The organism is Pseudoalteromonas sp. ECSMB14103, assembly GCF_000813065.1.
GTDB lineage: Bacteria > Pseudomonadota > Gammaproteobacteria > Enterobacterales > Alteromonadaceae > Pseudoalteromonas > Pseudoalteromonas marina.
Genome location: NZ_JWGY01000004.1, coordinates 1 through 25,390 on the forward strand (window position 1 = coordinate 1; position 25,390 = coordinate 25,390).

Annotated in this window: 22 protein-coding genes and 1 pseudogene; 13 read left to right on the forward strand and 10 right to left on the reverse strand. The window is 38.8% G+C overall.

Going from position 1 to position 25,390, the window contains the following annotated elements; all coding sequences use genetic code 11:
• Positions 1-414: 414 nt before the first annotated feature.
• The gene (locus tag RF53_RS09645) at positions 415-1,050 is read left to right on the forward strand and encodes a methyltransferase family protein (RefSeq protein ID WP_039037478.1); all 636 of its coding nucleotides are present in this window, start codon (positions 415-417) and stop codon (positions 1,048-1,050) included.
• A gap of 7 nt (positions 1,051-1,057) precedes the next feature.
• On the opposite strand, the gene RF53_RS09650 is transcribed toward RF53_RS09645, so the two are convergent.
• From RF53_RS09650 to RF53_RS09660, 3 genes are read right to left on the reverse strand one after another with little or no spacing between them, the layout of a single operon-like run.
• Positions 1,058-3,070: a putative bifunctional diguanylate cyclase/phosphodiesterase gene (locus RF53_RS09650; RefSeq protein WP_039037479.1), complete on the reverse strand. Its 2,013-nt coding sequence runs from the start codon at positions 3,068-3,070 to the stop codon at positions 1,058-1,060.
• Positions 3,071-3,601, reverse strand: coding sequence for a YfiR family protein (locus RF53_RS09655; RefSeq protein WP_082014432.1), 531 nt, complete (start codon positions 3,599-3,601; stop codon positions 3,071-3,073).
• Positions 3,602-3,610: 9 nt separating this feature from the next.
• Entirely contained in the window at positions 3,611-5,671 is a 2,061-nt protein-coding gene (locus tag RF53_RS09660) for a TonB-dependent receptor plug domain-containing protein (protein WP_039037480.1), read from the reverse strand.
• A 481-nt stretch (positions 5,672-6,152) separates the two neighbouring features.
• Here RF53_RS09660 and RF53_RS09665 point away from each other — a divergent pair, with 481 nt between their 5' ends.
• The 3 genes from RF53_RS09665 (at position 6,153) to RF53_RS09675 (ending at position 8,814) form a co-directional block, all read left to right on the forward strand.
• On the forward strand, positions 6,153-7,166 hold the full coding sequence (locus tag RF53_RS09665; protein ID WP_039037481.1) for a Kelch repeat-containing protein: 1,014 nt from the start codon (positions 6,153-6,155) through the stop codon (positions 7,164-7,166).
• A complete protein-coding gene (locus tag RF53_RS09670; RefSeq protein ID WP_039037482.1) occupies positions 7,166-7,882 on the forward strand; it encodes an SIR2 family NAD-dependent protein deacylase in 717 nt (238 codons plus the stop codon). The genes RF53_RS09665 and RF53_RS09670 overlap by 1 nt, the downstream gene beginning before the upstream one ends.
• A gap of 134 nt (positions 7,883-8,016) precedes the next feature.
• On the forward strand, positions 8,017-8,814 hold the full coding sequence (locus tag RF53_RS09675; protein ID WP_039037483.1) for a response regulator transcription factor: 798 nt from the start codon (positions 8,017-8,019) through the stop codon (positions 8,812-8,814).
• Positions 8,815-8,879: 65 nt separating this feature from the next.
• Here the strand turns inward: RF53_RS09675 and RF53_RS09680 are convergent, their stop codons facing one another.
• Entirely contained in the window at positions 8,880-10,193 is a 1,314-nt protein-coding gene (locus RF53_RS09680) for a M20/M25/M40 family metallo-hydrolase (protein WP_039037484.1), read from the reverse strand.
• A 431-nt stretch (positions 10,194-10,624) separates the two neighbouring features.
• Here RF53_RS09680 and RF53_RS09685 point away from each other — a divergent pair, with 431 nt between their 5' ends.
• From RF53_RS09685 to RF53_RS09715, 6 genes and pseudogenes are all read left to right on the forward strand, one after another.
• Entirely contained in the window at positions 10,625-12,790 is a 2,166-nt protein-coding gene (locus RF53_RS09685) for a KAP family P-loop NTPase fold protein (protein WP_039037485.1), read from the forward strand.
• Between the two features lie 109 nt (positions 12,791-12,899).
• Positions 12,900-13,328 carry a hypothetical protein gene (locus RF53_RS19120; protein WP_052242886.1) on the forward strand — a complete coding sequence of 143 codons (429 nt, stop codon included), beginning with the start codon at positions 12,900-12,902 and terminating at the stop codon, positions 13,326-13,328.
• 101 nt (positions 13,329-13,429) lie between these two features.
• The gene (locus RF53_RS09695) at positions 13,430-13,714 is read left to right on the forward strand and encodes a hypothetical protein (RefSeq protein ID WP_039037486.1); all 285 of its coding nucleotides are present in this window, start codon (positions 13,430-13,432) and stop codon (positions 13,712-13,714) included.
• Between the two features lie 117 nt (positions 13,715-13,831).
• Positions 13,832-14,713, forward strand: coding sequence for a hypothetical protein (locus RF53_RS09700; RefSeq protein ID WP_039037487.1), 882 nt, complete (start codon positions 13,832-13,834; stop codon positions 14,711-14,713).
• A 511-nt stretch (positions 14,714-15,224) separates the two neighbouring features.
• Positions 15,225-15,620, forward strand: a complete 396-nt coding sequence (locus RF53_RS19430) for a hypothetical protein (RefSeq protein WP_160289069.1) — start codon at positions 15,225-15,227, stop codon at positions 15,618-15,620.
• A 307-nt stretch (positions 15,621-15,927) separates the two neighbouring features.
• Positions 15,928-16,309, forward strand: a pseudogene (locus RF53_RS09715) (VOC family protein).
• 126 nt (positions 16,310-16,435) lie between these two features.
• Here RF53_RS09715 and RF53_RS09720 read toward each other — a convergent pair.
• Positions 16,436-17,116, reverse strand: a complete 681-nt coding sequence (locus tag RF53_RS09720; RefSeq protein ID WP_004587015.1) for an SDR family oxidoreductase — start codon at positions 17,114-17,116, stop codon at positions 16,436-16,438.
• Between the two features lie 227 nt (positions 17,117-17,343).
• The gene (locus RF53_RS09725; protein WP_039037490.1) at positions 17,344-18,342 is read right to left on the reverse strand and encodes a DUF4382 domain-containing protein; all 999 of its coding nucleotides are present in this window, start codon (positions 18,340-18,342) and stop codon (positions 17,344-17,346) included.
• A 346-nt stretch (positions 18,343-18,688) separates the two neighbouring features.
• On the opposite strand from RF53_RS09725, the gene RF53_RS09730 reads away from it, so the two are divergent.
• Complete coding sequence (locus RF53_RS09730) at positions 18,689-19,543, forward strand: mechanosensitive ion channel family protein (RefSeq protein WP_006794419.1); 855 nt, start codon at positions 18,689-18,691, stop codon at positions 19,541-19,543.
• 77 nt (positions 19,544-19,620) lie between these two features.
• Here RF53_RS09730 and astB read toward each other — a convergent pair whose 3' ends face one another.
• The 3 genes from astB to RF53_RS09745 form a co-directional block, all read right to left on the reverse strand.
• Positions 19,621-20,967: an N-succinylarginine dihydrolase gene (gene astB / locus RF53_RS09735; RefSeq protein WP_039037491.1), complete on the reverse strand. Its 1,347-nt coding sequence runs from the start codon at positions 20,965-20,967 to the stop codon at positions 19,621-19,623.
• 412 nt (positions 20,968-21,379) lie between these two features.
• Positions 21,380-22,483: an L-dopachrome tautomerase-related protein gene (locus RF53_RS09740; RefSeq protein WP_039037492.1), complete on the reverse strand. Its 1,104-nt coding sequence runs from the start codon at positions 22,481-22,483 to the stop codon at positions 21,380-21,382.
• Positions 22,484-22,485: 2 nt separating this feature from the next.
• On the reverse strand, positions 22,486-23,496 hold the full coding sequence (locus tag RF53_RS09745) for a zinc-binding alcohol dehydrogenase family protein (RefSeq protein ID WP_039037493.1): 1,011 nt from the start codon (positions 23,494-23,496) through the stop codon (positions 22,486-22,488).
• 110 nt (positions 23,497-23,606) lie between these two features.
• Here RF53_RS09745 and RF53_RS09750 point away from each other — a divergent pair, with 110 nt between their 5' ends.
• The gene (locus RF53_RS09750) at positions 23,607-24,506 is read left to right on the forward strand and encodes a LysR family transcriptional regulator (protein ID WP_039037497.1); all 900 of its coding nucleotides are present in this window, start codon (positions 23,607-23,609) and stop codon (positions 24,504-24,506) included.
• On the opposite strand, the gene RF53_RS09755 is transcribed toward RF53_RS09750, so the two are convergent.
• The gene (locus tag RF53_RS09755; RefSeq protein ID WP_039037498.1) at positions 24,495-24,953 is read right to left on the reverse strand and encodes a MarR family winged helix-turn-helix transcriptional regulator; all 459 of its coding nucleotides are present in this window, start codon (positions 24,951-24,953) and stop codon (positions 24,495-24,497) included. The genes RF53_RS09750 and RF53_RS09755 overlap by 12 nt on opposite strands.
• Before the next feature lie 135 nt (positions 24,954-25,088).
• Here RF53_RS09755 and RF53_RS09760 point away from each other — a divergent pair.
• The coding region (locus RF53_RS09760) for an Ohr family peroxiredoxin (protein WP_039037494.1) at positions 25,089-25,390 on the forward strand (302 nt) is incomplete at its 3' end.

A 25,390-nucleotide genomic window follows, 5' to 3' on the forward strand; every position in this document is an offset into this window, starting at 1 on the left:
TTCAAATAAGAGAAACCCGTTACAGCAATGTGACGGGTTTTTTGCTATCTGGGGTTTAGTAAAATAGCTTAGAGGCCCTGCAGAACTCAGAAGTGAAACAAAACAGCGCGAAGGCGAGCCCCGCACAAGGCAGACAGGCACAACGTAGCATCCCATTTGCTATGTGACTCTCTACCGCTGTGGGCACCACGACATTACCAGGCTTCAAATGTGACTTTTACAGATTTACTTCTCTATGTATTGATTTAAGTTTTATAACAATATAAAAAATACTAGTGATGCAATTAAGCGTATGGGCTAATACATCCTATAGAGATAAAGTTATTATTGGTTTTGTTTAACTTTACTTGTTAAAAGTCCTTATGGGCTTTATGCTCTCCTTTTGTTAACGTTTTTACTCATTCAGGGTCCTCTATGTCTTTCCCCTTATTTATTGATGACTCACCTTCTTTAATAGAGTTTACTCGTATCTACCTTGCTTTGTTTTATACCTTTGTAGCAGGCTTTTATACCTATAGAATTATTTATATGTCACGTACTGAGAAAGAAAACATTGTTTTTCCTGGAGTTAAGTATTGTGCAAGTTGGTGGAACCATACTACGTTTAAGTTCTTTAGAGCCTTGATATGGTTTGTATGTGTATTGCGGGTGTTTGTTCCTTCGCTTGATAATTACCTAGGGCTTTTTACTGGTTTGAATGATTGGCCCGGTGTTATGTTTGGCAATGTACTTTTGACAGCAGGCTTTGCTTTATCGATGCTTGTTCATTTTAATATGGCCTCATTGTGGCGTTCAGGGATTGATCCAAACGGTCCGCGTGAATTAAAAACAAAAGGGTTATATCAGTTTTCTAGAAACCCTATGTATTTGGGGGTGATAGCCGCTCAAATTGGATTTTTCTTAGCGTTGCCAAGCTTATTTAGTTTAATATGCTTAGTCGTTGGGGTCGCAGCTATATACAGGCAAACTCTGGTAGAGGAAAAACATTTAACCGAGAGCTTTACAGTTGAATATAAACAATATTCACAGGTAGTGCCTCGCTGGTTTTAATTGTGCGTTATTCTTCAATGAATTCGCTGACAAACACCTTTTTTGAAACTGGTTTAGAAAAGTAATAGCCTTGAATATAATCACATTGCATCTGTTTTAGTAACATGTACTGCTCTTGTTTTTCTACTCCCTCAGCAACTACTTCCACATTTAAGTTATGGGCCATTGTGATAATAGCCCTTACTAGTGCAATGCTATTATCATTTTTTTCTATATCCTTTATAAATGAACGATCTATTTTAAGGATGTCGATATCTAATCGTTGTAAGTATGCCAGTGATGAGTAACCCACGCCAAAATCATCAATAGCAACATCTATTTGAAATTCACTTAGGCGCTTGAGCTGTCGTTTTATTTCTGAATCAGTTCCCATTAGAGTGTTCTCTGTTACTTCTATTAAGACAGAGTGTCCGGGTAAATTGAATTGTTCGCTTGCTTGTATCCATTGCTCAACCCACTCACCAGAGCGATCAATCTCAAGTGGTGAGGTATTAACACTAACTTGTATAAGGCGTTTAGATAATTTATTGAATAAAGTACAGTCTTGTATTGCTTGCGATTTCACCCAGCGGCCTATGTCGCTTATTAAGCCATTTTTTTCTGCCATAGGGATAAATTCATTAGGCCCTATTAATCCTTTTTGTGGATGATTCCAGCGGATCAATGCTTCGGCTTTAGTAATGCTCTTACCATCAACAGAAAAAATAGGCTGATAGTACAACTCAAACTGATTTTCTTTTAAACCAAGTTTTATTTCTTCTATGAGTTTTCTTTTCTCAGTGGCTTTTTCTTCAATTGAATAAGAGAAAAATTCGTACCTATTTCTACCTTTCTTTTTAGACAAATACATTGCTTGGTCGGCACGCTTTACGAGCTCTTCAACTGTTTTACCATGTTCTGGGTAAAGAGTAATACCTATACTTGCGGTAACATACACTGTCTCTTTTTTTACTTGAATTGAAGTTAATAGGGCATGTTGTACGCTATTTGCAACTTTTGCGGCTCTTTCTAGGTCGGTGACGTTTTGAAGTATTAAAGTAAACTCGTCCCCCCCCAGTCGCGCAATAATATCTTGTTCAGTAATGCATGCTTTTAGTCTATTTGCAACTTGATGCAACAGTAAGTCACCGTAATCATGGCCTAAATTATCATTTACTTCTTTGAACCCATCAAGGTCGATAAAAATTAATGCGAAATTTGTATCATGCGTATTGATTAACGATTGTATCTTTTCATAGAAATAGCGGCGATTAGGCAGGTCCGTAAGGCCATCTTGATATGCGTAGCGGTGAAGTTCGCTGTTAGCATTTTCAAGCTCTTGGGTACGTGTTTTAACTTGATTTTCTAAAGCGTGTTCACGTTGCTCTATTGTATAGAGCATATCGTTAAAACATACGGTTAATTCGCCAACCTCATCATTAGAGAGTTGCTCGGCACGTAAACTATAGTCATTTGATTTAGTGATGTCGTTAGCTGTTTGAGCTAAATATAAAATGGGGCTTAAAAAACGACGCCTTAGTAACAATGAAATAATTAGGCTGACAGCAAAGGATAGTAGCGTGAGACTAATTATAAACTTTACATAAAAATCTATTCGATTATTGATATAGCTATTGTTAGCATAGATTACTAATTCGCCAACGTTGTTACCATCTATAGTCAGTTGTTTTTTTACTTCAACAGCATGCTCAACATTATCGGATAACATGTGCGAATTAGTTTTTGCTACAATATCTCCAGTTCGATTAGTAACAATAGCAGAGATTACATCTGTACGAGTAAGAATAGGCTTTATTAGTTCTTGAATTGCTTCTAAATCTTCAAAGATAAGTGCGGTGGCTATATTTGGCGACATCATGTTTGATAGAGAGTTTAGACTTTCTATTTGTTCACCTTTTGCACTGCTTAATTCGTACGTACCAAATGCTACAGTTACAATACTACTTGATATAAATGCTACGCTCATCAGTATAAAAAGCAGCTTTTTACTTATTGTGTCTAGCGTAAATAGTTTTTTCATTTAGCCATCCACAATTCGCGCAAGGCGCAGTACTTTAGAGCTCATTGTTAAGCCGTCGATTTTAAGGTTGTTTGGTGATATTTCAAAACGGACCTTTCCGCTTGAGAGAAAAAACCTTATGTGCCCATTGCTTTCTATAAATCCGTCATTTTCCCCAACAAGTAAAATATTTTTGTAAGTCAAATTAGGGGTACTCTTCCAGTTTGCATACGTTTTTGAAGTTATGAATACCATGTCGCACAGTTTTATTGAGTTTGGCTCAAGCGATATGTGTTTATTTACTAATGGGCGCTTTTTAATACTGCGCTTAGTGAGTGCAACATCAGCAATGTTGATGAATGTTTCGTCTGGGCTACATAATGTAAAGTTATCATTATGATACGTCGGTGTTACCCAGTTTGCAAAGCGAGCAAAGTTATATAAAAAACCAGCCTTGAGCATATACTCTTTCTCAGTCGCAGCACTATTAGCACTAAAAAATAGTGTTAATGTAATTAATAGCCCGTTGAGTAAAAGTTTTAATAGCTGCATTAAATAATCTTAAAAGCTGGCTTTAATTGAAAATGTTATACATTCATCAATGTAGTTAGGCAATGTGTAGGTTTCACGAGTGTTGTTATACTCTATGTGAGAGCCTGCAAACAAGTTTTTACCCGACAAAGCCGTAGACCATATTTGGTTAATTTGATAATTCCAGGTTATATCCATTGTAGTGTAACGGTCGGTATTATAAGCGTCTGAGTTTTCAACTCTAAGCGTTGCAAAAATATTATGTTTATTAAAAAGCGTATAGTTTACTTTGCCAAATACTTGTCTATTAGTTGAATCAAAACCTATAGTTGGTGTTGCTCCCTCGGGTAAATCATAATCAATTTTTGTATAGCTATACCCTAGTTCTGTACTTAGGTTATTCAGCGGTTGCCAGGTTGCAACTATATCAAACCCGTTAGTTGTTGTTTCACCCTGCGAAACAACATCAAGATCGACACGAGTTTGAGTAAGCGCAAATGCCGCTTGTTCAAATTGACCGAGCTGAAAAAAACGTATAGCAGGCAGAAACTGATTGGGGTCGGTGTTAAATCTAATCGCTGCTATATTATCGGCATCTGTATGGAATGCGGACAAATCGAGAGAGGTGTTATTTCCTTCAAAGCGGTAGCCTAACTCGTATGAGACGTAGTTTTCTGATTCAACTTTGTCGTTGCCATTGAGGTAAGTGGCAATCGCATATTCATCAATAGCTTTAATGCCAGTACTTCCACCAAGCGCCTCTTCTACAACTGTCCCATTCACTTTGTAGTCATCATTAAACTCTATCAGGGTAGGTGTACGTACACTTCTGGATATAGCACCCCATATTAGATGGCGCTCTTGTGGCTTATAGATAACCCTAGCCGATGGTTGGTTTTCCCAGCCAGTTAAATCATTGTGGTCGAGCCTAGTGCCGACAACTAAATCAAGATAATTGGGTATAACATTATATTGGGCTTGGATTAATCCACCATATTGTTGAAGATTGTCTAGGTCTTTATCACTGTCTAAAAATACACTTTCTTCGAAAGATATTTTGTTATATCTGTAATTCAAGCCCCAATCTAGCTGCAAAGAGTCATATAAAAAGTTCATTTGGTAGTCTATATCTATAGATTCAAAGTTTTCTTTTATATATGTTTGGTTGCCACTTTGCTTTAGCCATGACACTTGCAACATTTGGTTTGCGTCGGGAGATATTCTATTTTCTAGGCGCGCCATAACACGAGAATCAGTACGTGATAAGTCTCCAGAAAATGAAACGTTTTTATTGGTCTCGTCAATAACTCCACGGTAGTTTTGGCCTAAGTTAGAGTGTGTAACATCACCTTGTATTAAAGCAGACCATTCGTCGCTTGGTGTAAAGTCAGCACGCAAACCCAGAGAATGTTGTTTGGCTTTGTCACTAGGCGTGAGTGAAATCCCTTTTTTTGACTCATTAGCGTCTTTTACATGACCATAAATACGGTAACTGCCTTTATTACTTAAGTTGCCGCCATATCGCGCATTTGCATCAATATTTATTTGATTACCGGTAGTCGCATTCGCGTAGGCACCACGAGTATCAATACTGTTTTTAGTAATAATATTGATCACACCATTATTTGCATTTGTGCCCCACAATAGGCCGCCTTGACCCCGGATAACTTCTATTCGTTCTATATCATAAAGTGGGACATTCAGCGTTTCCCAATAAACAGCTGCAAATTTAGGTGTATATAAGCTTTGCCCATCAACCATAACTAAAAGCTTACTTGAAAATCGAGACGCAACACCGCGCGAAGAAATTGCCCATTGATTATTATCAAGTTGCCTAACGATAAGTCCAGGTACCATTTTTAATGCTTCTGGTACTGAGTTTGCGCCAGATTTATTAATTTGCTCTTTGCTTAAAACATAAATAGATGAGGCGGTATCAAATGCTGATTGAGCTCGCTTCATTGCAGACGTAACTTGAACATCCATTTCCATTAGTGCACTAAGATCGAGCTCAGCATCTTCAAAAGGATCTGCAATTACAAGCGGTGATAAAAACAATAATGGCCATAGTGATTGATGCGAAATTTTCACTAAGGAACTCCTACCTAGTCATAAATTATATAAGCGAAATTGCTTTTCTTAAACATTTGAAGAACATTACATTAACATTATGAATGGTGTAAATATAGCAAAAATACGCTGCTACTTTTTATGTGAGCCTTTAACTTTTTTCAATATATCATTAGCTTATAAAGTAACCATAACTAAAAAATACCATAGCTAACGTATACACGGCTTCATTAAAATTAATTTTAAATGATTAATAATATATATTATCTTTAAACAAAAGTATTAAGTCCATGTTTAATTGTTTTTTTTATCAACTAAAAGCGGATGATTTTTACGCTTAACGTAAGTTCATAAAGTTAATTTAACAAAGAAGTAGCTTTGACTGATTTTATATTTGGAAGTGTTCAAAGCAGTAAGTGCATCACAAGGCTTATCAAAACTGGTTCAGCGCTGAAAAATAAATTAACCTTACTTTATTAACCTTTAACAAGATTATTTTTATATGAGTTTTATTTTTTCTGCACTGCTAGCTAGCCTTCCTGCTTTACCTGAGCCAGTTGCAAACAACGCAGTAGCTAAAGTTACATCGCAAAATAGCACCTATTTCTTAAGTTTTATGGGCTTAGCTTCAAATAAACAATTTAGTGATGTACATAATAAAGTGTGGGCATTAAAGCTGGGAGAAAGCCAATGGCAGGCTAAATTGGCAGTACCTTCTAGCTTGCCAATTAAGGGGCGTTTAGCAAGTACAGCGGTTGGTATAGGTAAATACGCTTATGTATTTGGTGGCTACACTGTTGCTGCAGATCACACGGAAATATCGAGCCCAGACGTGTATAAATACAATATAACCACAAATAGCTATACGCAACTCAAGTCTATGCCAGTCCCAGTAGATGACAGCGTGGCGCTAAGCTACAAAGAGCGTTACATATACCTTATTAGCGGTTGGCATAACGATGGCAACGTAAATTTAGTGCAAGTATACGATACTAAAAACAATACATGGCAGCAGGCGTCGCCTTTTTTAGGTGAGCCTGTATTTGGCCAAGCGGCTGCAATTAGTGGTAATACTATTGTTATATGTGATGGCGTAAAAACCCAAGCAAACCCAAGTTCACGCCGCTCGTTTTCAGGGGTTGCACAATGTTTAAAAGGCACAATAAATGCCAACAACCCACAAAAAATAGATTGGCGAACGCTGCCACACCCAACAGGCGAAGCACATTATCGTATGGCTGCTACAAGCTATAATGGCCATATTTACATGCTAGCTGGCTCAAGCAACCCCTATAATTACGATGGCATTGGTTATAACAAACAGCCAGCTCCAGCAAGTCGTCATGTATGGCGCTTTAATATTAAAAATAATACATGGCAAGTAATGCAGCCACTTAAAACTGCAACGATGGATCACCGAGGCTTACTAGAGCATAACGGTATTTTATATCGTATTGGTGGAATGAATAACCAACAGCAAGTTATTAATGATGTGCTAGGTTACGAGGTAAAATAATGAATACGCTTTATATTACCGGCGCAGGGGTAAGCGCGGCTAGTGGTATACCTACGTTTAGAGGGGAAGAAGGCTTTTGGACTATAGGTAGTAAAAACTATACGCCTATGGAAATGGCAACGCGCGCAATGTATCAAAATAATCCGCGTGAGTTTTTGGCTTGGTATTACAACCGTTTTGCAACGTATCGTAACCATGGCCCTAATGACGTGCATCATTGGTTGAGTGATAAAAACTTAATAACCCAAAATATAGATGGGCTTGATGGCAAAGCCGGTAACAAAAATTACATTGCTATACACGGCAGGCTCGATCAAATGACGCTATTTCATGAGCAAGGCGAAGCTGTTGAACCGCTGATGACCCCGTGGGATAGTGTAGATGAAAGCCGCCTGCATGAATCTCTTTTTGAGCTGTTTAACATTCAAAACCAAACACCTGAGCTTAACCATTCGTTTAAGCCTTTTGTGTTGTTGTTTGATGAATTTTACACCGAGCTTTACAGAATAACCCAAGCACAGCAGCGTATGCTCAACGCTGATAAAATTGTATTTATGGGCACCTCGTTTAGTGTAAATATCACCCAAATGGCATTAGAAATAGCCCGTACTCATAACATACCTATCGAGGTGGTCGATCCTAATCCTGCTCACATACTACACCCAAATGTAAGTTATAAAAAAATGACTGCGCTTGAGTACATTCAAAAGTTCTGATTTATTTTGTAATTAAAAACTTACAAATAAATGCATAAAAATAAGCGTTTTGTTAACCCCAGTGATACATGTTGTTTTATAATGAAACCGTAAAACCGAAATCGTTTAGCAATAACATAACCCAAGAGAGTTACATGAGTGATTTAACTGCAATAGCCAATTTATCAATATTATTAGTAGAGCCTTCAGAGGTTCAGCAAAAACTGATAATCAAATCACTAACTCAATGTGGTGTAACCCAAGTAGAAACCGCAAGCAATCAAGCGCAAACGTTAGCTCTTTTAGAAAAATATCAGCCCGATTTAGTTATTAGTAGTATGTATTTAGCCGATGGCACTGCAGACTCTTTGTTACAAAGCATTCGTTCGAACCCGCGCACAGAAAGCCAAGCGTTTATGTTGATCTCGAGCGAACGCAATAAAAAATACCTTGAGCAATTAAGGCAGTCGGGCGTATTAGCCATTTTACCTAAACCATTCAGTGCAGATGCAATTACACGCGCATTAAAAGCGACGCTCGACATAATTACAGAAGAAGAGGTCGAACTAGAGCATTTTGATGTTACTTTATTACGTGTTCTTGTTGTTGACGATAGTCGTTTTGCGCGCAAGCATATTATTCGTGTGCTTGCTGGTATGGGAATACCAGCCCCGGTTGAGGCGCAAGATGGTAAACAAGCAATTGAAAAACTTAACGAACAGTCATTCGATTTAATCGTTACCGATTACAACATGCCAGAAATGGATGGTCGCGAACTAACCGAAACTGTACGTGGCTCAAATGCTTACTCGCATATTCCTATTTTAATGGTGAGCTCAGAGGCAAACGACACCCATCTAGCCAATATTGCTCAAGCGGGCGTTGATGCCATTTGCGATAAACCGTTTGAACCTGCCACAGTGCGAGATTTGCTTTTCAAAATAATGTCGTGATAGACATTTTTTCATCACATGTATTTGAACGAGTGCAAAAGTAACAGCACTCGTTTTAAATACTTTTACATTTGGCCTAATCTATATACAAGCAGCGCTGTTTTAGCGGTGTTTTTATTAAGCGAGGTTAAATCGGCGGTTTCGTTTTTAGTGTGTGCGCCACTGCCCATTAGTCCTAGGCCATCAAGCGCCATATCAACATGGTTTGCAGCAAACGAAATATCAGCAGCACCGGCATTACGAGGGTTTGCAGCCACCACTTTGTTATAACCTAAGTCTTGGCTTGCTTGGCTATACAGTGCAAGCAGCTTTTTATTACCCTCGGTGAGGCCCATTGGTGGGTAGCCGTCTTCAAAAATAAGCTCAGCTTGGCTTCCATTTAAACTTTTAGTCACTATTTGCTGCATCACTTTTTTAGCGCCTTCTACCTGCTTTGGCGAAAGCGCCCGTAAATCACCCGCTACATGCACGGTTTGCGCAATTACGTTACTTTTACCAAACGCCGTGGCTGACGAGTTAGCACTGTCGTAATCGGCATTTGTACCACCTACAATAAGCCCTGGGTTAAAGGTTAAATTAGGTTGTGTAGCTAGTTGCTCTCTAAAGTCATTTAAAATACGTGACGCTTCGTAAATAGCACCATAGCCCACACTGTCATTAAATATTTGCGATGAATGTGCAGCATTGGCCGTTACATTTAACGTCCAGCCGGTATAGCCACGGCGCGCCGCCATAGCGGTTTTAATATTGTTATCGCCGTTCTCAAAACCTAGCGCTACGTCAGCCCAAATTGCGCCATCAACAATGGCTTGTTTAGATAAGCTAAGTGGGCGGCCGCTGCTTTCTTCATCGCCCGTAAGCAGTACTTTTACGCTAACGTTTTCCAGTAAATTAAGCGCTTGCAGGCTTTTAAGTGCGGTAATTATAATAGTGTTACCACCTTTCATATCGGCTACACCTGGGCCGCTCGCGGTGTGTTCATCAATTTGTTTATAGGTAGTAAAGTTATCGTGTTTAGCAAATACCGTATCAAGATGGCCGATCATCAGTATTTTTATTGCATCGGGTTTTTTACTCTCAAAGGTTGCGAGTACATGCCCAGCTCGGTTAAACGCGCTGCCATCTAACCACTCAACCTCAAAACCAATGGCTTTTAGTTGCTCGCTTGCAAGCGCGCCCACCTTTTTTACGCCTTCAATATTAAGCGAACCGCTATTAATGTTTACCGCTTGTTCTATTTCTTTAAGCGCTTGCGGCATGTTGTGCTCAACTTGTTTTACTATTTCACGCTCGTTTTTATTAAGCGCCGCATAGCTTGTAAGCGGTAGGGTACTCGCAAGGGTAAATATAAGTGCATGGCTAAATTTTAAAAGTGACATAACAGCCTAATAATTGAAAAGTAGTTGAGCTAATATGAAGTAAAAATACAACGGGTTCAATAGAAGTAGCTTGTGATTCTTAACTAATTTTATAAGCAATAACGTGTTACAAGGTTAAGGGTTAAAGGGGTATGCGTTACTGGTTTAAACTCAGGTATTTAAAATATGATTTGTTAATTAATAACCAACCGGTATAACTAAACAACGATTTGTGTGATATTACTGAACTCCACCATTTTAGGGTTTTGCTGTATTTAGGAAAGGTAAGGCGAAGCTAACTATTTGTTTACAGGTGTTTATTTTATAGCTAGGATAAAATCACTGTAATATATGGACATTTGTCGGTTTGTAAAACGACAAATGTCGTAGACTAAATTGTTAGGCCTCTCTCAATTTGCCATATTTAAAACTCTAAATTTTAGGAAGTATTCATGGAAGAACAAAATTATTCTGCAGATTCACCTGTTATTCAAAAAGAAGATGACCGCTTTTCTCGTTGGACCTTCTCAGAACGAGTAGCGGAGGTTATTTCCAAAAGAAGTGATCCTAGCAGTATTGTTATTGGGTTATACGGTGTTTGGGGAGATGGTAAAACATCAGTGCTTAACTTTATCGAAAATTCATTATCAGCTGATGAAAATGTAATATGTATCAAGTTTAATCCTTGGCGATTTGGTACTGAAGATGAGCTTTTAAGTGGTTTCTTTTTTGATATTGCAGATGCCTTAGATGCTAAATTAATAAATACTGGTGATAAGTTAAAAGACTTTCTTAAGAAGGCGGCTCCAGGTGCAGGTGCGATTTTTGGAGCGAAAGGAACTGGTGATGCTGTAGGATCATTCTTATCAACGCCAGATGTAAATGAATTGAAATCACGAATTGAGGAAGCGCTCGAAACAGCAAAGCGCAGAGTTTTAATCTTAATAGATGATGTCGACAGGTTAGAAAATTCAGAGATACATGCATTATTTAAATTAGTTAAACTCACCGCTGATTTTAAATACACTTCTTACATATTAGCTTTTGATAAAGATGTTGTAGCAGCATCTCTTCAAGAACGATATTCAAGTACCAAAAATAATGCGGGTGAAGATTTTTTAGAAAAAATTATACAAGTACCGCTTCATCTACCATCAGTTGAACAGCCAGTACTGAGGGAGTTTTGCTTTAAAGGAGTAGATGAAGCCCTATCAATATCTGGTATAGAGTTATCACAACAACAGGTTCAGGAGTTTGTAAGAGACTTTAGTGGAGCTTTCGATGATTGCCTAACGACGCCTAGAAAAGCAAAGTTATATGGCAATACATTACTGTTTTCATTACCAATTTTAAAAGGTGAAGTAAATCCAGTAGATCTTATGCTAATTGAAGGGGTTCGGATATTTTTCCCTTCATTATACGGAATCATACGAAAGAATAAATCACTCTTTTCAGGTGTTTTTAGTGAAAGGAACCACTCAGACTCAGCGCCAGAAAAAGAACATATTAAGAGTCTAATTGATACCGCATTATTAAATACAGAAGACGTAGATAAAAAAGGTGTTATTCGTCTTCTTAAAAATATGTTCCCAAAACTTAGCTCTGTATATGGGAATACAACTTATGGTTCTGATTGGTATAAAGAGTGGGATAAAGGACAACGAATATGCTCTGAAACCTACTTCTCTAGGTACTTCACCTATTCTATACCTAAGAATGATATTGCTGATGGTTTAATAACGTCATTGATTTCAGAATGCCCCAAATGGGTAGCTGATCCCGAAACAGAAGAAAACCCACTATCAAATATTTTAACTTCAAGTAATGCCGAATTATTGATAAAAAAGTTAAGGCGAATTTCTGATGAAATAGCACCACATGAATCAATAGCGTTAGCAGTTGCTATATCAAATAAGAGTGACTCTTACCCTAACCCTGATGCATTATTTAGTCATATGAATCCACTTGTGCAGGCTGCAATGTTAGTTAGTAGTCTTATTCAGAATAATGAGGCTAGTACCCGTAAAACAATTGTTGAATCATGCATAAAGATAACTCCATGTTTAGAATTCAAACTTGAAATATTTAGGTGGCTAAAACGGGAGGAAGAGGATAAACCGGAAAAGGATGCTTTTTCAAAATCGGAAATTAATGATATTGGAATATTTTTAGGTAACGAATTGCTCAAGTTTATTGAACAAGACATAGATATAACGTCCAAATATCCTAATTATGTAGGGACTATTCTATATACCTTAAGCACATATGTTGGACGAGAATCCTCTAATACTTATATGAAAAATCAATTTAAATCAGACCCAAATTCATTAATGCGATTTTTAAGTTCAATAGTTCCAACTTCTTGGGGCATGGAAAATGGGGTGTCTAGTAAATCTGATTTTGAAAGAGAACAATACAATAGTCTTATTAATTATTTAGACATCGAGGTTGTTCTCGATGCAATAGATGTTTCTGTTGATGAAACCCTCGTGATACCTGAGAGTTACCCTAATGACTATGAGAATAAAGATGAATATATTCTAATTAGACAATTATTGTGGCTACATCAGTTTGCTCAAAAAGAAAAAGAAATAAACAGCGGTGTTACAGAGGCCTAACAAGGGTTTTCAAGTCGGACTCGTAACAGCTTGCTCGGTTCCACTTCGTTTCACATTTTAGCAAGCTATTACTCGCCGCTTAAAACGGCGTTAGGCAACTAGGGAAAGTATGGAGTTAATCAAAGCGTTTATTCCGCTCATTATATTTTTATCTTTATGGATATCTATAGGGATGTATTACGGTAAAAAAATTAATAAACATAAAGAAGCATTAGTTGTAGATGAGTCTCGGCCTATTAATTGTTTAACTTTAACGCGAGGAGTTGAAACAACCAACTATCTTAGGAAATACTCTGTTATTGTTGATGATCAAAATATTGGAGAAATTGCTTCCGGTGAAACTAAGCATTTTGAATTAACTTCTGGTAAGCACACCATATCTGTGAAAATCGATTGGTGTAAATCTAAAAAGTTTGAGTTCGAAAAACTAGAAAGTGTAAACACTGAATTAAATTGTGGTGCTAATTATAATAACTGGAAGTGTATGATTATGCATGCAATAAAGCCTTCAAATTGGGTTTATGTAAAAGTCGCCTAACAAGCTGTTAAACAAGGACAAAAAACAGTTGGTTTTTGCTCCTGCGTCGCTTATTTTAACCAACTATTTTTTGCCTGTTAACAGGGCGTTAGGTGTCTTCGGTGATCAAGTTAGATTCAATCAAAAATCAAGCGGTGGAAATAGCTTTAGATTTAAGAGGTCACGATTTACTTGAGCAAGCATTACTTTTAGAAGCGCAAATTGATTTACTTGATAAATCTGAATCTCTTTTAGAGGCTTTGCGTGAAATTGAAGGTTTGTGTCATGTTAAAGCTTTTGGAGACTTATACCTCGAATCATTTGAGGGGTGGGATTGGCCAAGCAAAGTGAGTAAATTAGGCCAAACATGCAAAAAGTACAGCTTAAAAATCAGTAAAAACACCTAACAAGGGTTTTCAAGCCGGACAAATTACAGTTGGCTTTTTGTTCGTGCCTCACTTATTTTAGCCAACAGCAATTTGCCGCTTAAAACGGCGTTATATTTTTATTCGGAGTAGTTTTAAATGGAAGTGAAATCTAAAGATGTATGCAATGAACTTGGAGGCTATTTCCTGGAAGGCACTCAATTTGGAATTAAGAGGGTTAAAAGTCTTCACGATGGAGAGCCTGATTTCATAGAAGAAAAATTAGATAAATTATTTGAATTTAATCGCCACTTTCAGGTTCTTTCTATTTTAAATGAAAACAAAAAAGAATTACTTGAAAAAATTGATGCTCACCGTAAAGAAACTATACATAACGTATTAGTCTCTCCGAATATGAAAGAAAATAATCATCATTTTGTTGAAGTAAATAGAGCCACTTTAAACCTCCTAAGCTCACTTAAAACTTTTATTGATTTTTCAGAAACCTTCCTTAGAAGAAAATATGGAAAAGATTCTGAAGAAATAAAATTATTCAAAGCCGCTCAGAGCGATCAATTCGATAGTAGCTTCTCTTATCGATTTTGTTATAAATTGAGAAATTATGCTCAACATTGTGGGTTGCCTGTTGGAGGGTTTGACTCGAAGACAGTTCAGATATCTGAAGCAGAAACTATAAGCCATGTAATTATTTATCTAAAAAGAGATGAGCTAATTAATAATTTCGATTGGGGAAAAAAAATAAAAGAAGAAATACTTACACTTGATGAACGGTTTGAACTTGGTTCGCATTTGTTTAAATTTGTAGAGTGCATCCAAGTGCTATGCCAGACATTAATAGATATTGAAAAGAAAGATATACTTGAAAGCTTAGAGTGTGTTGAAGGTCTTATCGAAGAAACGGCTGCGAAATATCAAGGGTATTTACCTGTTCTGTATAGGTTCAAAACTAGCAATAAAAATTACGAAGACATTTATTGGTTACCAACAGACCTTGTTAAAGAAATTAGAGGTCTATTTTAAAAAATATAACAAGTCATTTAAATGGAAAATAAACAGTTGGCCATCGCTTCGCGATTATAGCCAACCATTAATTTCCACTTAATGAGGCGTTATGTGACTAGGGAAGTTCAGTGTTTCTGGAGTACGAATTTTATTACTGGATTATATGGTGTTTAATTACCTTTTGCTTTGCTAAAAGGCTCGGTTATCTAGGTCTTTTTATCGCCCATTTAATTGTACTCATATCCATTGCTATTAGTGATATTTACTTAATGTCAGAGTTTATGAAAAACCCAGAGTGGGATGGTACTCCTGATATGGATATATTGTTTTTCTTAGGGATAATTTTTAGGGTAATAATCATTAATACATGCCTTTTACCAATAGGGCTTATAGGTAAGCATTTAGGTAAAAGAGTTAAAGTCACATAACAATTTAATTAAACCGTGGACGCAAAACAGTAGGCTTGCGCTCCTCCGTCGCTTATTTTAGCCTACTATTTTTCGCCGTTTATTAAGGCGTTAGCTAGCAAATGAGACCAATATACAAATTCTTGATCATTGTTGAAGCCATAATTGGGTTCGGTCCTTTAGTCATACTGTTAGGGCTAGGCTTAATTACTATACCCATCTCAATTATGGGTATATTAGATGGTTATTATGGTGCACTGGTTATGCTACTTATTGAGGTTGGAGGCTTTCTTGGCATGTTCGCGCTTATCTCTGTTTTAATGCATATTCTAGAGCCAAGCAGGTATTTTTTATCGTTTGCTAAATTACGTTTATTTATAATCTGCGGCTTTTGCTCAATCCTTGGGTTTGCATTTATGTCAGGTATAAATATCAAATTCATTTGGCTTCTTATACCAATAGCTGTTGCCGTACACTTTATTTATTTAGGCCGCAAATATGTGTTTGCTGCTAGCTAACAAACGCTTTAACCAAGGACGCAAAACAGCAGGCTTGCGCTCCTTCGTCGCTAATTTTAGCCTGCTATTTTGCGCCGGTTAAGCGAGGCGTTATGTGTTTCGTAAAGTATGAGTTTCAAAAATAGCGACGAAGGTTTCGAATGTGAAACAGTACAAAAACATAATAAACTAGACAGATACTTTTATTTTCGCACTTTGATGAGCTACGTATCAGGCTTTAATTAGTGAAGAAATAAGTAAAGTATTACATAACAATCGTAAATTAATTAAGTGCTCACCTACTTTAATTTTTTCACAGGGAAGTTAAATGAACTTAAATCAAATTACATTACCTGTTACAGACATGGAAATTTCGACTAAATTTTATCGCGACTTAGGTTTTACTCAAATTGTAGACACCCCGCATTATGCTCGCTTTGAATGCCCAGATGGGGATTCAACTTTCTCCTTGTCTTTAGATCGAGGTGAGTTTGATTGTGGCACGGTAATATATTTTGAACATGAACGATTAGATGAACTGGTTGAGGCTTTAAAAGTTAAAGGTTTTGTATTTATACAAGAACCTACAGACCAGAGCTATTTATGGCGAGAGGCCGTACTGCATGATCCGTCAGGACATAAAATTAAGCTATATTGGGCAGGGTGTTAATAGAGTTAATCCACCTTGGCGTGTAGAAATACGCAGCTAATCAGATTTTTAATTATGCAGTGTTCAAACTTACGCTATTAAAATCCAACCTCATTTAAGTATAAAAAACCGTCAGGTTTAACGCCATTGGCATTAAACCTGACAGCTCAAACTCAACCAATCACCGTTAATTAGTCGGCATTAAATAAATCTCGCGCACGTTGTTGCGCTGGTTTGCTTCTATTGCAAACAGTACGGCGTCGGCCACATCTTGTGGGTCGAGTTTGTCGGGCTTTGCTTCATCAAAAAATGGGGTGTTTACCATGCCAGGGGCTATGGTGGTGCAGCGGCCATTCCACTCGCTCATTTCCTCAGCTAAGTTTTGTCCAAACCCGTAAGCAAACCATTTAGTTGCACCGTAAATAGAGCCTTTAATTGGCTTACGGCCAGCAGCTGAGCTGGTTAATATAAAATGACCTTTGTTTTGGCGTAAATGTGGCAAGGTTGCTTTTGCCGTCCACAGCAGGGCTTTAATGTTTATGTCTATCATGGTTGACCATTCATCGGGGTCGCCTTTTTCAGTGCCTGCGGTTGAAACGCCCATACCTGCGTTGGCAAATGCGGCATCTAGTCGGCCAAATTTTTTAAGCCCTTTTGTTACTACGTTTTCAAGTTCGGTAAAGTCGGTGGCATCTGCGGGTACACTCAGTGCGTTATCTTCACCTAATGACTCAACTAGTTCAGCTAATTTATCTTCACTTCTGGCGGTAAGAATGACTTTATGGCCGTTATTAACCAATGTTTTTGCACTCGCTTCACCTATGCCACTAGAGGCACCTGTAATTAGAACTACTTTTTCTTTCGCCATGGTTATTTCTCCTATGTTTACATATTCAAAATGATAAGAACGGTTTAACTAATACGTGCTATTAACTCTACCAGTACTGGGTTAACAGGGCTTGAATGCAGGTCACTTTACGAATGAATTATTTGGATGATGTGATATGAGTGGCTTTAATGGTTTTTTGCAAAGGTGGAGTGTTCGTTTTTGTTATACTTTTTATAAAAAAGCGCACCTTAAAGTGCGCTATACGTTTATTGTGTTATGTCAAAGCTAACTGAAAGGTCCTCAGTTTGCGGTACACTAATTTGCTTAAGTTGATAAACAGTGAAATCGGTATCTTCTAGCTCTGCATCGTCTATATGTGCGGTGCACGTATAGCCAAGTTGGTAGTCTCCCGGTGTAATGAAAGCAAGCTCAAACTCATATTGGTTATCGTCTTGGTCAAATACAACATTTGCGGTCGCAAGTGGGGCATCTTCTGGGGTTTGCTCATCTATTTCGTATATATCTTTAGGTACTTGAGCATCTGATGAATATAAATATACGGCATGTCCAAACGTTGAATCTGCAGCAGCAGTGGCGATATTGTCTGTTTCACAGTTATTAATAAGCGCTTGGCTTACTGTGCCTTCAATTTCTTGTGACTCAGAAAGATTTTGTAATCGTACGCCTCTAGGTTTTAAAAAGATCTCCTCATTATTTTGGGGATCGACCAGCGATTTTTTTAGGTCAAATTCTAAAACAAAGTCGTTATCAGTTTGGTTAAGTGTAAAGCCATCGAGTTGTATTTCGCCTACACCATCATTCCCTTTTCTTTTTACCACCAGCGGAGCAATGCTGTCGTCTTCGTATACTACGTGAGATGTAAAACTAAGGTTATTAGTATCGCCATTTATAACCTGAGCGCGGATCCACGAGTATTCGCCTGCTGGCACTTCTTGATCGTCAACCAGCTCAAAAACATCGTCCCCGGTGTAATCGAGCAAATTAACCATTTGTGGTTGAGATGCGTCAGCTTCACTTCGGGTTTCAAAACTAAATTCTTCATCGCCTTGTGTTTTAATAGTGATTGAATCAAACACGACGTTAACCGCTTTTAAACCACTAACCGGCGCATCTGACACACCAAGGCTAAAGGTTGATTTGTCGCTAGATTGTGGCGGTGTTGTGTCATTGTCATCACTTGAAGAGCCACACCCGGCTAATGCAAAAAGAACGGCGCTGCTGACTAATGTTGATTTAAAATTCATGATTTACTCCTTTAGTTTATAAAGCGGATTGTAGAAGAGCTAAGCTGAATTTAGATTGAATAGGTTTTTAGAATAGTTACTTGAAGTTAATCTTTATTTTACTTTGCGTATTTTTGAACAAAAGTATGTACGCCATAGGTTAACTAGTTTGTGAGCACTAAGTTTTTAAGTGTGAAAATTTAAGCGAAAAAAAGAAAAACTTTGCCCAATTAATTTGCTGATATAGGCACACCTTCCCCTTATTTTAATGCTATCGCTTTAAAATTTTTACTATATACTCCCGCCACTTCTTTTGAAGTGTATAGATTTAATTCTTGCTGATAATCAGCCCATAGTTGGAATATGTATGAAAGATAAACTTATTGTGTTTTGGCAAAGCCATTCAGAAACTATTATCACTTTAGGTTACAAAGTGGTATTAGCTTTGGCTATTTTAGTTGCGAGCGCGCTTATTGCACGCTCGGTTAAAAAAGCGATTAAAAATTCTAAATCGCCATTAAAAAAAGTAGACGAAACGCTACTACCGCTTCTATCGAGCATTGCGGGGTATTTAGTTTACATAATTGCTGGGCTGTTTATTTTAGATATTTTTGGCGTTAATACGGCAAGTTTAATAGCGCTAATGGGCGCGGCGGGTTTAGCGATTGGTTTAGCGCTTAAAAACACCTTAAGTAATATTGCCGCTGGCATTATGTTATTAATACTGAGGCCATTTAAAATAGGTGATTTTGTAGATGCGAGCGGCACGCTTGGCACAGTGAACGAAATAAACTTATTTACGACCATTTTTAAAACCACCGACGGCCTTTATATCGCATCGCCTAACGGTAAAGTATGGGGCGGCAACATTAAAAACTTTACCCGCAACGGTAAAAGGCGCATGGATATAGTAGTGGGAATTTCGTACGCCGACTCTATTGATGTTGGCTTAAATGTACTTAAAGAAGTTGCCGAATCAGAAAGCCGATTACTCGCAGAGCCAGCGCCTAAAGTAATGGTTACTTCAATAGGCGAAAGCGCAGTAAATATTCAATTACGTGCATGGGCTGTAAATGGCGATTACTGGCAAACCGTGTGGGATTTAAATAAGCGCGTTAAAGAGGCTATAGAAGGCGCGGGGTTGAGCATTCCGTTTCCGCAGCGTACGTTGCATATATCTGAGTCGATGGCATCGGCAGTAACGGTTAATAAAGGTATTTAAACTCTATTAGCACAAACACAAATAAAAATAGCGAGCCTTGGCTCGCTATTTTTGTATTAGCTTTTTGCTGACGAGTATTAACCTTCTAATTGAAAGTCGTACACTGAGCCTAAGTTAAGCAGTTGGGTTAGTTCATCCAGTGCTTGGTAGCTTTCGGTAAGTAGGGCTGAATCGGCAAAGTCGCTTGCGCCTAACTTATCGCGGTAGTTACGCTTTGCCCAGTCACAAAGCTGAGTGTATTTAGTATCGGTTAAAATAACCTCTGGGTTTACTGCGCTTAGCTCTTGTTGGTTAAGGGCTACGCGTAAACGTAAGCAGGCAGGACCGCCGCCATTTTGCATACTTTGGCGCAGGTCAAAAAACTGCACTTGGTTGACTGGGTTATCGGCTAAAATCATTTCTTCAATGTAGGCGTTTACTGCGCTATTACGTTGGCACTCTTGTGGCGCTACTAATAGCATTGAGCCATCATCTAGGCTTACTAATTGGCTATTAAATAAGTAACTGCTTACTGCATCGCTAATGCTTACTTTATCGGTAGGTACTTCAATTATGTATAGCTGTTTGCTGCCGCTGTAGGCATCGCGAATTTCTTGCAGGGCATCTTGTTGGTTTAAAAATGCTTGCTGGTGGCAAAGCAATACGTTTGCGTTACCTACTGCAATTACATCGTTATGAAACACGCCTTGGTCTATTACATCTGGATTTTGCTGCAGTAAAATTTGGCTCGATTCTTTTAAATTATGTAATCGGCAAATGGCTTCTGAAGCTTCTAGTGTTTGCCTTGCAGGAAACTTAGCCGGTTTTGGTAATTGGCTGTTAAAGGCACTTGCACCAAATACAAACATTTCTAGGCCTTGCTCGCCGTGGCTGTCGCAAAGTCGGGTATGGTTAGCCGCGCCTTCGTCGCCAAAAAAGCCCTGATCGGGTAAATGCGTGTGGTGTGCAAAGTAGCTATCGTTATTAAACATGGCTTTTAGTAAGCGGGTAGTTGTAGCAGGCTCTAGGGAGCGATGAAACTTATTGTTTAAATTAGCTGACGTAAAATGCACTTTGCCATCGAGGGTATCTGGCGATGGAGAAACAGTAGCGGCATTGGCGGTCCACATTGCAGAGGCCGAATAACACGCGCGCAATAAAATAGGGTCGGCTTTAAATGCTTTATGAATAACTTGCGAGTCGTTGCCGGTAAAACCTAGGCGACGTAGTACGTTTAAATCGGGGCGTGCATGGGGAGCAAACACACCTTGTGTTAGGCCTTTGTCGTGCATGGCTTTCATTTTTTCAAGGCCCTGTAACACAGCTTCTTGAGGGTTTGAAAAACTTGCCGCATTATTTAACGAGGCAACGTTACCATACGATAAACCCGCATAGTTGTGAGTAGGGCCAACTAAGCCATCAAAATTTACTTCTAAGGCGTGCATACACGTTCCAATCATATTGTTTTTAGTTACTTAACAATACAACGCAATGGCCGCGCTTGCAAAGCCTATAAATACTAAATTTATCGGCTATAAACTCGCTCTTTGTCGCACGTAGTATGGGTATTACTCGGATCATTTACCTGCCATACGCTAATGTCTAAACGCCATAGTAGGTAAAGGGTGTGGTATAGGTTAGCCATGGTATTTTCCTTGAAAGTTTCACTGAACACATCTGTACTTTGAAAGAATTATGCCAACTGTTAATTGAATATTTTATGAATACAAATCAGATATTTATTAAAACACTAAAAATAACTTTTGAGCGCTTAGCACCATTTTGGGGCTAAAAGGGTTAAAAGTTGCACCAAAAAGCCACGCAACAGGTGCGTGGCGTATGGTTTATACGCTGTATTTAGCGCCCTACTTTACCCTTTACTAGTGGGTCGAACGACAGCACACTAAATTTTCCTTGGCTGGCATTTTTACCGTTATTTAATACTGGCGAGCGATGTAGCTCATCTACGGTAAAATATATTTTATGATCGGCGCCATAACTAAAGCCATCAGGCCAGCTTAAGCGCTCGTCTTTAAATAATACCTGGTATTTACCGCTTGGTTTTACCACGCCAATTGCGCCGTTGGTTATGTCGGTAACATACACATTGCCGCCGCCATCAACAATAATGCCGTCGGAAATGGGTTTAGTGCCGTAACGCGTTACTTTACTTTCAAGGGCGCTTGCGCTCAGGCTTTTATTGTTAATATCGCTTGTGGCAATACGATAAACCGACGTGCCAGACATAGATCCAAAGTAAAGCCACTGTTCGCTTGGGTCGAGTGTGATTGGGTTTACCCCTAAACGTGCTGGTTGGCCGCCTAGTTTCATGGTGCGCCCTTCAATGACCATATCGATATTTTCGGCTGTGGTGTATGGGCTATTTTGTAAGACTCTGCGCGCCTCACCTGTTTTTAAATTTACGGTAATAATAGCGGCTTGGCTGCCTTGTGCGGTGTCGGCAATGTATACAACGCCGTGTTTATTATCGATAACTAAATCGTTTAAAAACGAGGTGTCGGTAATGGTGGGTTTAGCTAAATAAATTATTTTATGCAGCTGCTCTTTGTTGGTATCCCAACCGATTAAACGCCCAGCATGATCAGGGCCTGATGTATCAAGCATCCATAATACGCCATCGGCTGATACATTTATGCCAAGTACGTCGTAAAAGCCTTTACCGTTTTTGTACGCGTATGCCCATTCTTCATTAGGGTAGGGTTTGGTGGTGCCATCGCTTAATAGCTCCATAATTTTTTGTTTTTGGCCGTAAAAACCATGTACCGATAAAAACTTGCGACCCGATGGCGTAATAGCAATATTACCCGGTGGGTGCTGCGCGTCGAATGTGGCTACTGTTTTTAAATCAGCATTTTGATTAGCGGTATTAGCAAACACACTGCTGGTTAAAAACGCGGTGCTGCAGGCTGCAACTAAAAGTATTTTTTTAATCTGATTCATGGTTAAAAGCCTTCTAAAACAAGTTTTCCGCGTGCGGTGTGCGATTCTAAAATTTGGTGTGCTTTATATAAATTAGCAGCGTTAATTAATCCTAAATTTTGCCCTAGCGTGGTTTTAAGTGTACCTGCGTCTATCAGTTCGCTAATTTCATTAAGTAAGGTGTGCTGCGCTGTTATATCGGCGGTAGTAAATAGCGAGCGGGTAAACATAAACTCCCAATGCACCGATATACACTTACGCTTAAACTTTAAAATATCGAACGATGTAGGGTCATCTATTAGCGCAAATTTACCTTGCGGTTTAATACACTCTACTATTTGATCTTGGTATTGGTCGGTATGGGTTAAGCCAATAACGTAATCAAATTCAGCTAAACCAAGCTCTAGGCGCTGCTCGTTTAAGTTTTTAGTATGATCAAGCACGTGATCGGCTCCTAACTCTTTAAGCCAAGTTACGCTTTGCTCGCGCGATGCAGTACCTACTACGTTTAGCCCCGTAAGTTGCTTGGCAAGCTGTACCAAAATAGAGCCAACGCCACCTGCGGCGCCAATAACTAAAATAGATTGCTGAGTATTTTGCTTATTTTTAGGCACTTGTAAGCGCTCAAACAGCATTTCGTAAGCGGTAATACTGGTTAGCGGCAGCGCTGCGGCTTGTGCGTCGGTTAATGTTTTAGGCGCACGCCCTACAATACGCTCATCAACTAATTGAAATTGCGCATTACTGCCTTGGCGCGATAAATCGCCGGCGTAAAATACACGATCCCCCACATTAAATAACGAAACCGACTCGCCAACGGCTTTTACAACGCCTACGCCGTCCCAACCTAATACTTTGTAGCCTTGCTCTGGCGCTACATTGGCACGTATTTTTGTGTCTACAGGGTTTACCGAAATAGCATTTACTTCAATAAGTAGGTCGTGCCCGGTGGCGGTTGGGGTATCAAGTTCAATTGCTTGTATAGAGTTGGGTGTGAGTGTTTTAGTGTTTTTGGTGTAGCCAAATGCTTTCATGTGGGTTCCTGATGATTTTAAGTACTTTTTAATATGCAAGCACTATAGCTCAGTTGAAAAATAGAAAAAGACATGAAAAACTAAAGCACTTTCAAATTTTAATTGAAAATATGCGATCATTTAACGATATTCAAACTTTTATAGATGTAGCCAGTTGCGCCAGTATTTCTGAAGCCGCACGGCAAAACGAGCAAACCCCAGCGGCGGTAAGTGCAGCTATTAAGCGCCTAGAAAAAGATTTAGGAAACGTGCTGTTTATTCGCTCTACCCGCAGCTTACGATTAAGTGTGGCAGGGGAGCAGTTTTTAAGTTACGCCAAAGATTCACTTTCGCTTATTCAACAAGGGGTAGCTGCAGTACAAACCGCTGTGGGCGAAGTAACAGGGACACTACAGGTATCGGCCCCGTGCGACTTAGGGCGTAATAAACTAAGTGAATGGCTTAATGAGTTTTTAGCGCAATACCCGCATGTAAAACTTAAACTGCACTTAAGTGACGAAGTAAGCGACATTTACAGCCAATCAATTGATATTGCACTGCGCTTTGGTGTACCAAAAGATTCGCAGTTAATTGCAGCGCCGCTTTTTTTAAATAATGCGCGTATTTTAGTGGCCTCTCCTGAATATGTAGCAAACAATGGATTGCTTACACACCCCCTTAACTTAACGCAGCACACCACCATTACCTTTATGCGCTTTGGCGAAGTGTTTAAAGAATGGCGATTTTATAAAAATGGCGCAGTGCAAAAAGTGCAGCTAAATTGCCAACACATAGTTAACGATGGCGAAATGGTTAGGCGCTGGGCGCTAGAGGGCAAAGGCATTGCGTATAAGTCGTACTTAGATGTTATTGATGATTTAGCATGCGGGCAACTCGTTCATTTATGCCCCGAGTGGCAAAGCGATCCGCTACCGCTTTATATGATGTACGCCGACCGGCGACAAATGACCCCGGTGATCAGCGCATTTAGGGCGTTTATTCAACAAAAAATAACCGCGTTAGTTGACTAACTCATCATCGTTTTTAGTTGTTAAATCGTTTACTACTAAATCAAGTAGCTGCATAAGCTGTTTAGCTTGTGTGGGGTCTACACTTTCAAACTTACATAATATATTTTTTGGAATATCAGCGGCTTCGTTTTTAAGGGCTTGCCCACTTTGGGTAAGCTGAATTAGGCGCTTACGCTTATCGTGCTCATCTTTAATAACAGCCAGCAGAGACTTTTCGGTCATTTTTTTGAGTATTTGGGTCATAGCGCCGCCATCAATAGCGGTTTTATCTATTAGCTGCGCTATGGTTATTTTGTCTTGCTCCCACAGCGCCATCATTACTACATACTGCGGATACGTTAAATTAAGTTCAGCTAAAGGCTCACGGTAAGCGCGTGCAATGCTATTTGATGCCATATATAGCCTATGACACAGCTGATTTTTTAATTTTAATTGCTCAAACGACATACCTAACTCCCAACACGTTAATACCTTCAACTCAAAAAACATTTTAATTTGCATGCAAAGTATTTGCAATCTCTAATTACTTGCTCTATTATTTTGCATACAAAATAAATTAATTGATAAACTTTGGAGTTCACTATGAATGTATTACAAAACGTTGCCTACACAGCAAAAGCAACTGCAACCGGTGGCCGTGAAGGTGTAGCTAAATCAGACGATGGCCGTTTAAATGTAAACTTATCAACCCCAAAAGGGCTAGGTGGCGACGATGGACAAGGCACTAATCCAGAGCAATTATTTGCAGCTGGTTATGCAGCGTGCTTTATTGGTGCACTAAAATTTGTAGCAGGTAGCGAAAAAATTGCGCTACCAAGTGATACACACATTAACTCTGAAGTATCTATTGGCGCGATTGAAGGCGGGTTTGGCATTGCAGTTAA

Coding starts and splice junctions, on each gene's coding strand:
- RF53_RS09645 (WP_039037478.1), top strand. CDS start 415: ATGTCTTTCCCCTTATTTATTGATGACTCACCTTCTTTAATAGAGTTT.
- RF53_RS09650 (WP_039037479.1), bottom strand. CDS start 3,070: ATGAAAAAACTATTTACGCTAGACACAATAAGTAAAAAGCTGCTTTTT.
- RF53_RS09655 (WP_082014432.1), bottom strand. CDS start 3,601: ATGCAGCTATTAAAACTTTTACTCAACGGGCTATTAATTACATTAACA.
- RF53_RS09665 (WP_039037481.1), top strand. CDS start 6,153: ATGAGTTTTATTTTTTCTGCACTGCTAGCTAGCCTTCCTGCTTTACCT.
- RF53_RS09670 (WP_039037482.1), top strand. CDS start 7,166: ATGAATACGCTTTATATTACCGGCGCAGGGGTAAGCGCGGCTAGTGGT.
- RF53_RS09675 (WP_039037483.1), top strand. CDS start 8,017: ATGAGTGATTTAACTGCAATAGCCAATTTATCAATATTATTAGTAGAG.
- RF53_RS09680 (WP_039037484.1), bottom strand. CDS start 10,193: ATGTCACTTTTAAAATTTAGCCATGCACTTATATTTACCCTTGCGAGT.
- RF53_RS09685 (WP_039037485.1), top strand. CDS start 10,625: ATGGAAGAACAAAATTATTCTGCAGATTCACCTGTTATTCAAAAAGAA.
- RF53_RS19120 (WP_052242886.1), top strand. CDS start 12,900: ATGGAGTTAATCAAAGCGTTTATTCCGCTCATTATATTTTTATCTTTA.
- RF53_RS09700 (WP_039037487.1), top strand. CDS start 13,832: ATGGAAGTGAAATCTAAAGATGTATGCAATGAACTTGGAGGCTATTTC.
- RF53_RS19430 (WP_160289069.1), top strand. CDS start 15,225: ATGAGACCAATATACAAATTCTTGATCATTGTTGAAGCCATAATTGGG.
- RF53_RS09720 (WP_004587015.1), bottom strand. CDS start 17,116: ATGGCGAAAGAAAAAGTAGTTCTAATTACAGGTGCCTCTAGTGGCATA.
- RF53_RS09725 (WP_039037490.1), bottom strand. CDS start 18,342: ATGAATTTTAAATCAACATTAGTCAGCAGCGCCGTTCTTTTTGCATTA.
- RF53_RS09730 (WP_006794419.1), top strand. CDS start 18,689: ATGAAAGATAAACTTATTGTGTTTTGGCAAAGCCATTCAGAAACTATT.
- astB (WP_039037491.1), bottom strand. CDS start 20,967: ATGCACGCCTTAGAAGTAAATTTTGATGGCTTAGTTGGCCCTACTCAC.
- RF53_RS09740 (WP_039037492.1), bottom strand. CDS start 22,483: ATGAATCAGATTAAAAAAATACTTTTAGTTGCAGCCTGCAGCACCGCG.
- RF53_RS09745 (WP_039037493.1), bottom strand. CDS start 23,496: ATGAAAGCATTTGGCTACACCAAAAACACTAAAACACTCACACCCAAC.
- RF53_RS09750 (WP_039037497.1), top strand. CDS start 23,607: ATGCGATCATTTAACGATATTCAAACTTTTATAGATGTAGCCAGTTGC.
- RF53_RS09755 (WP_039037498.1), bottom strand. CDS start 24,953: ATGTCGTTTGAGCAATTAAAATTAAAAAATCAGCTGTGTCATAGGCTA.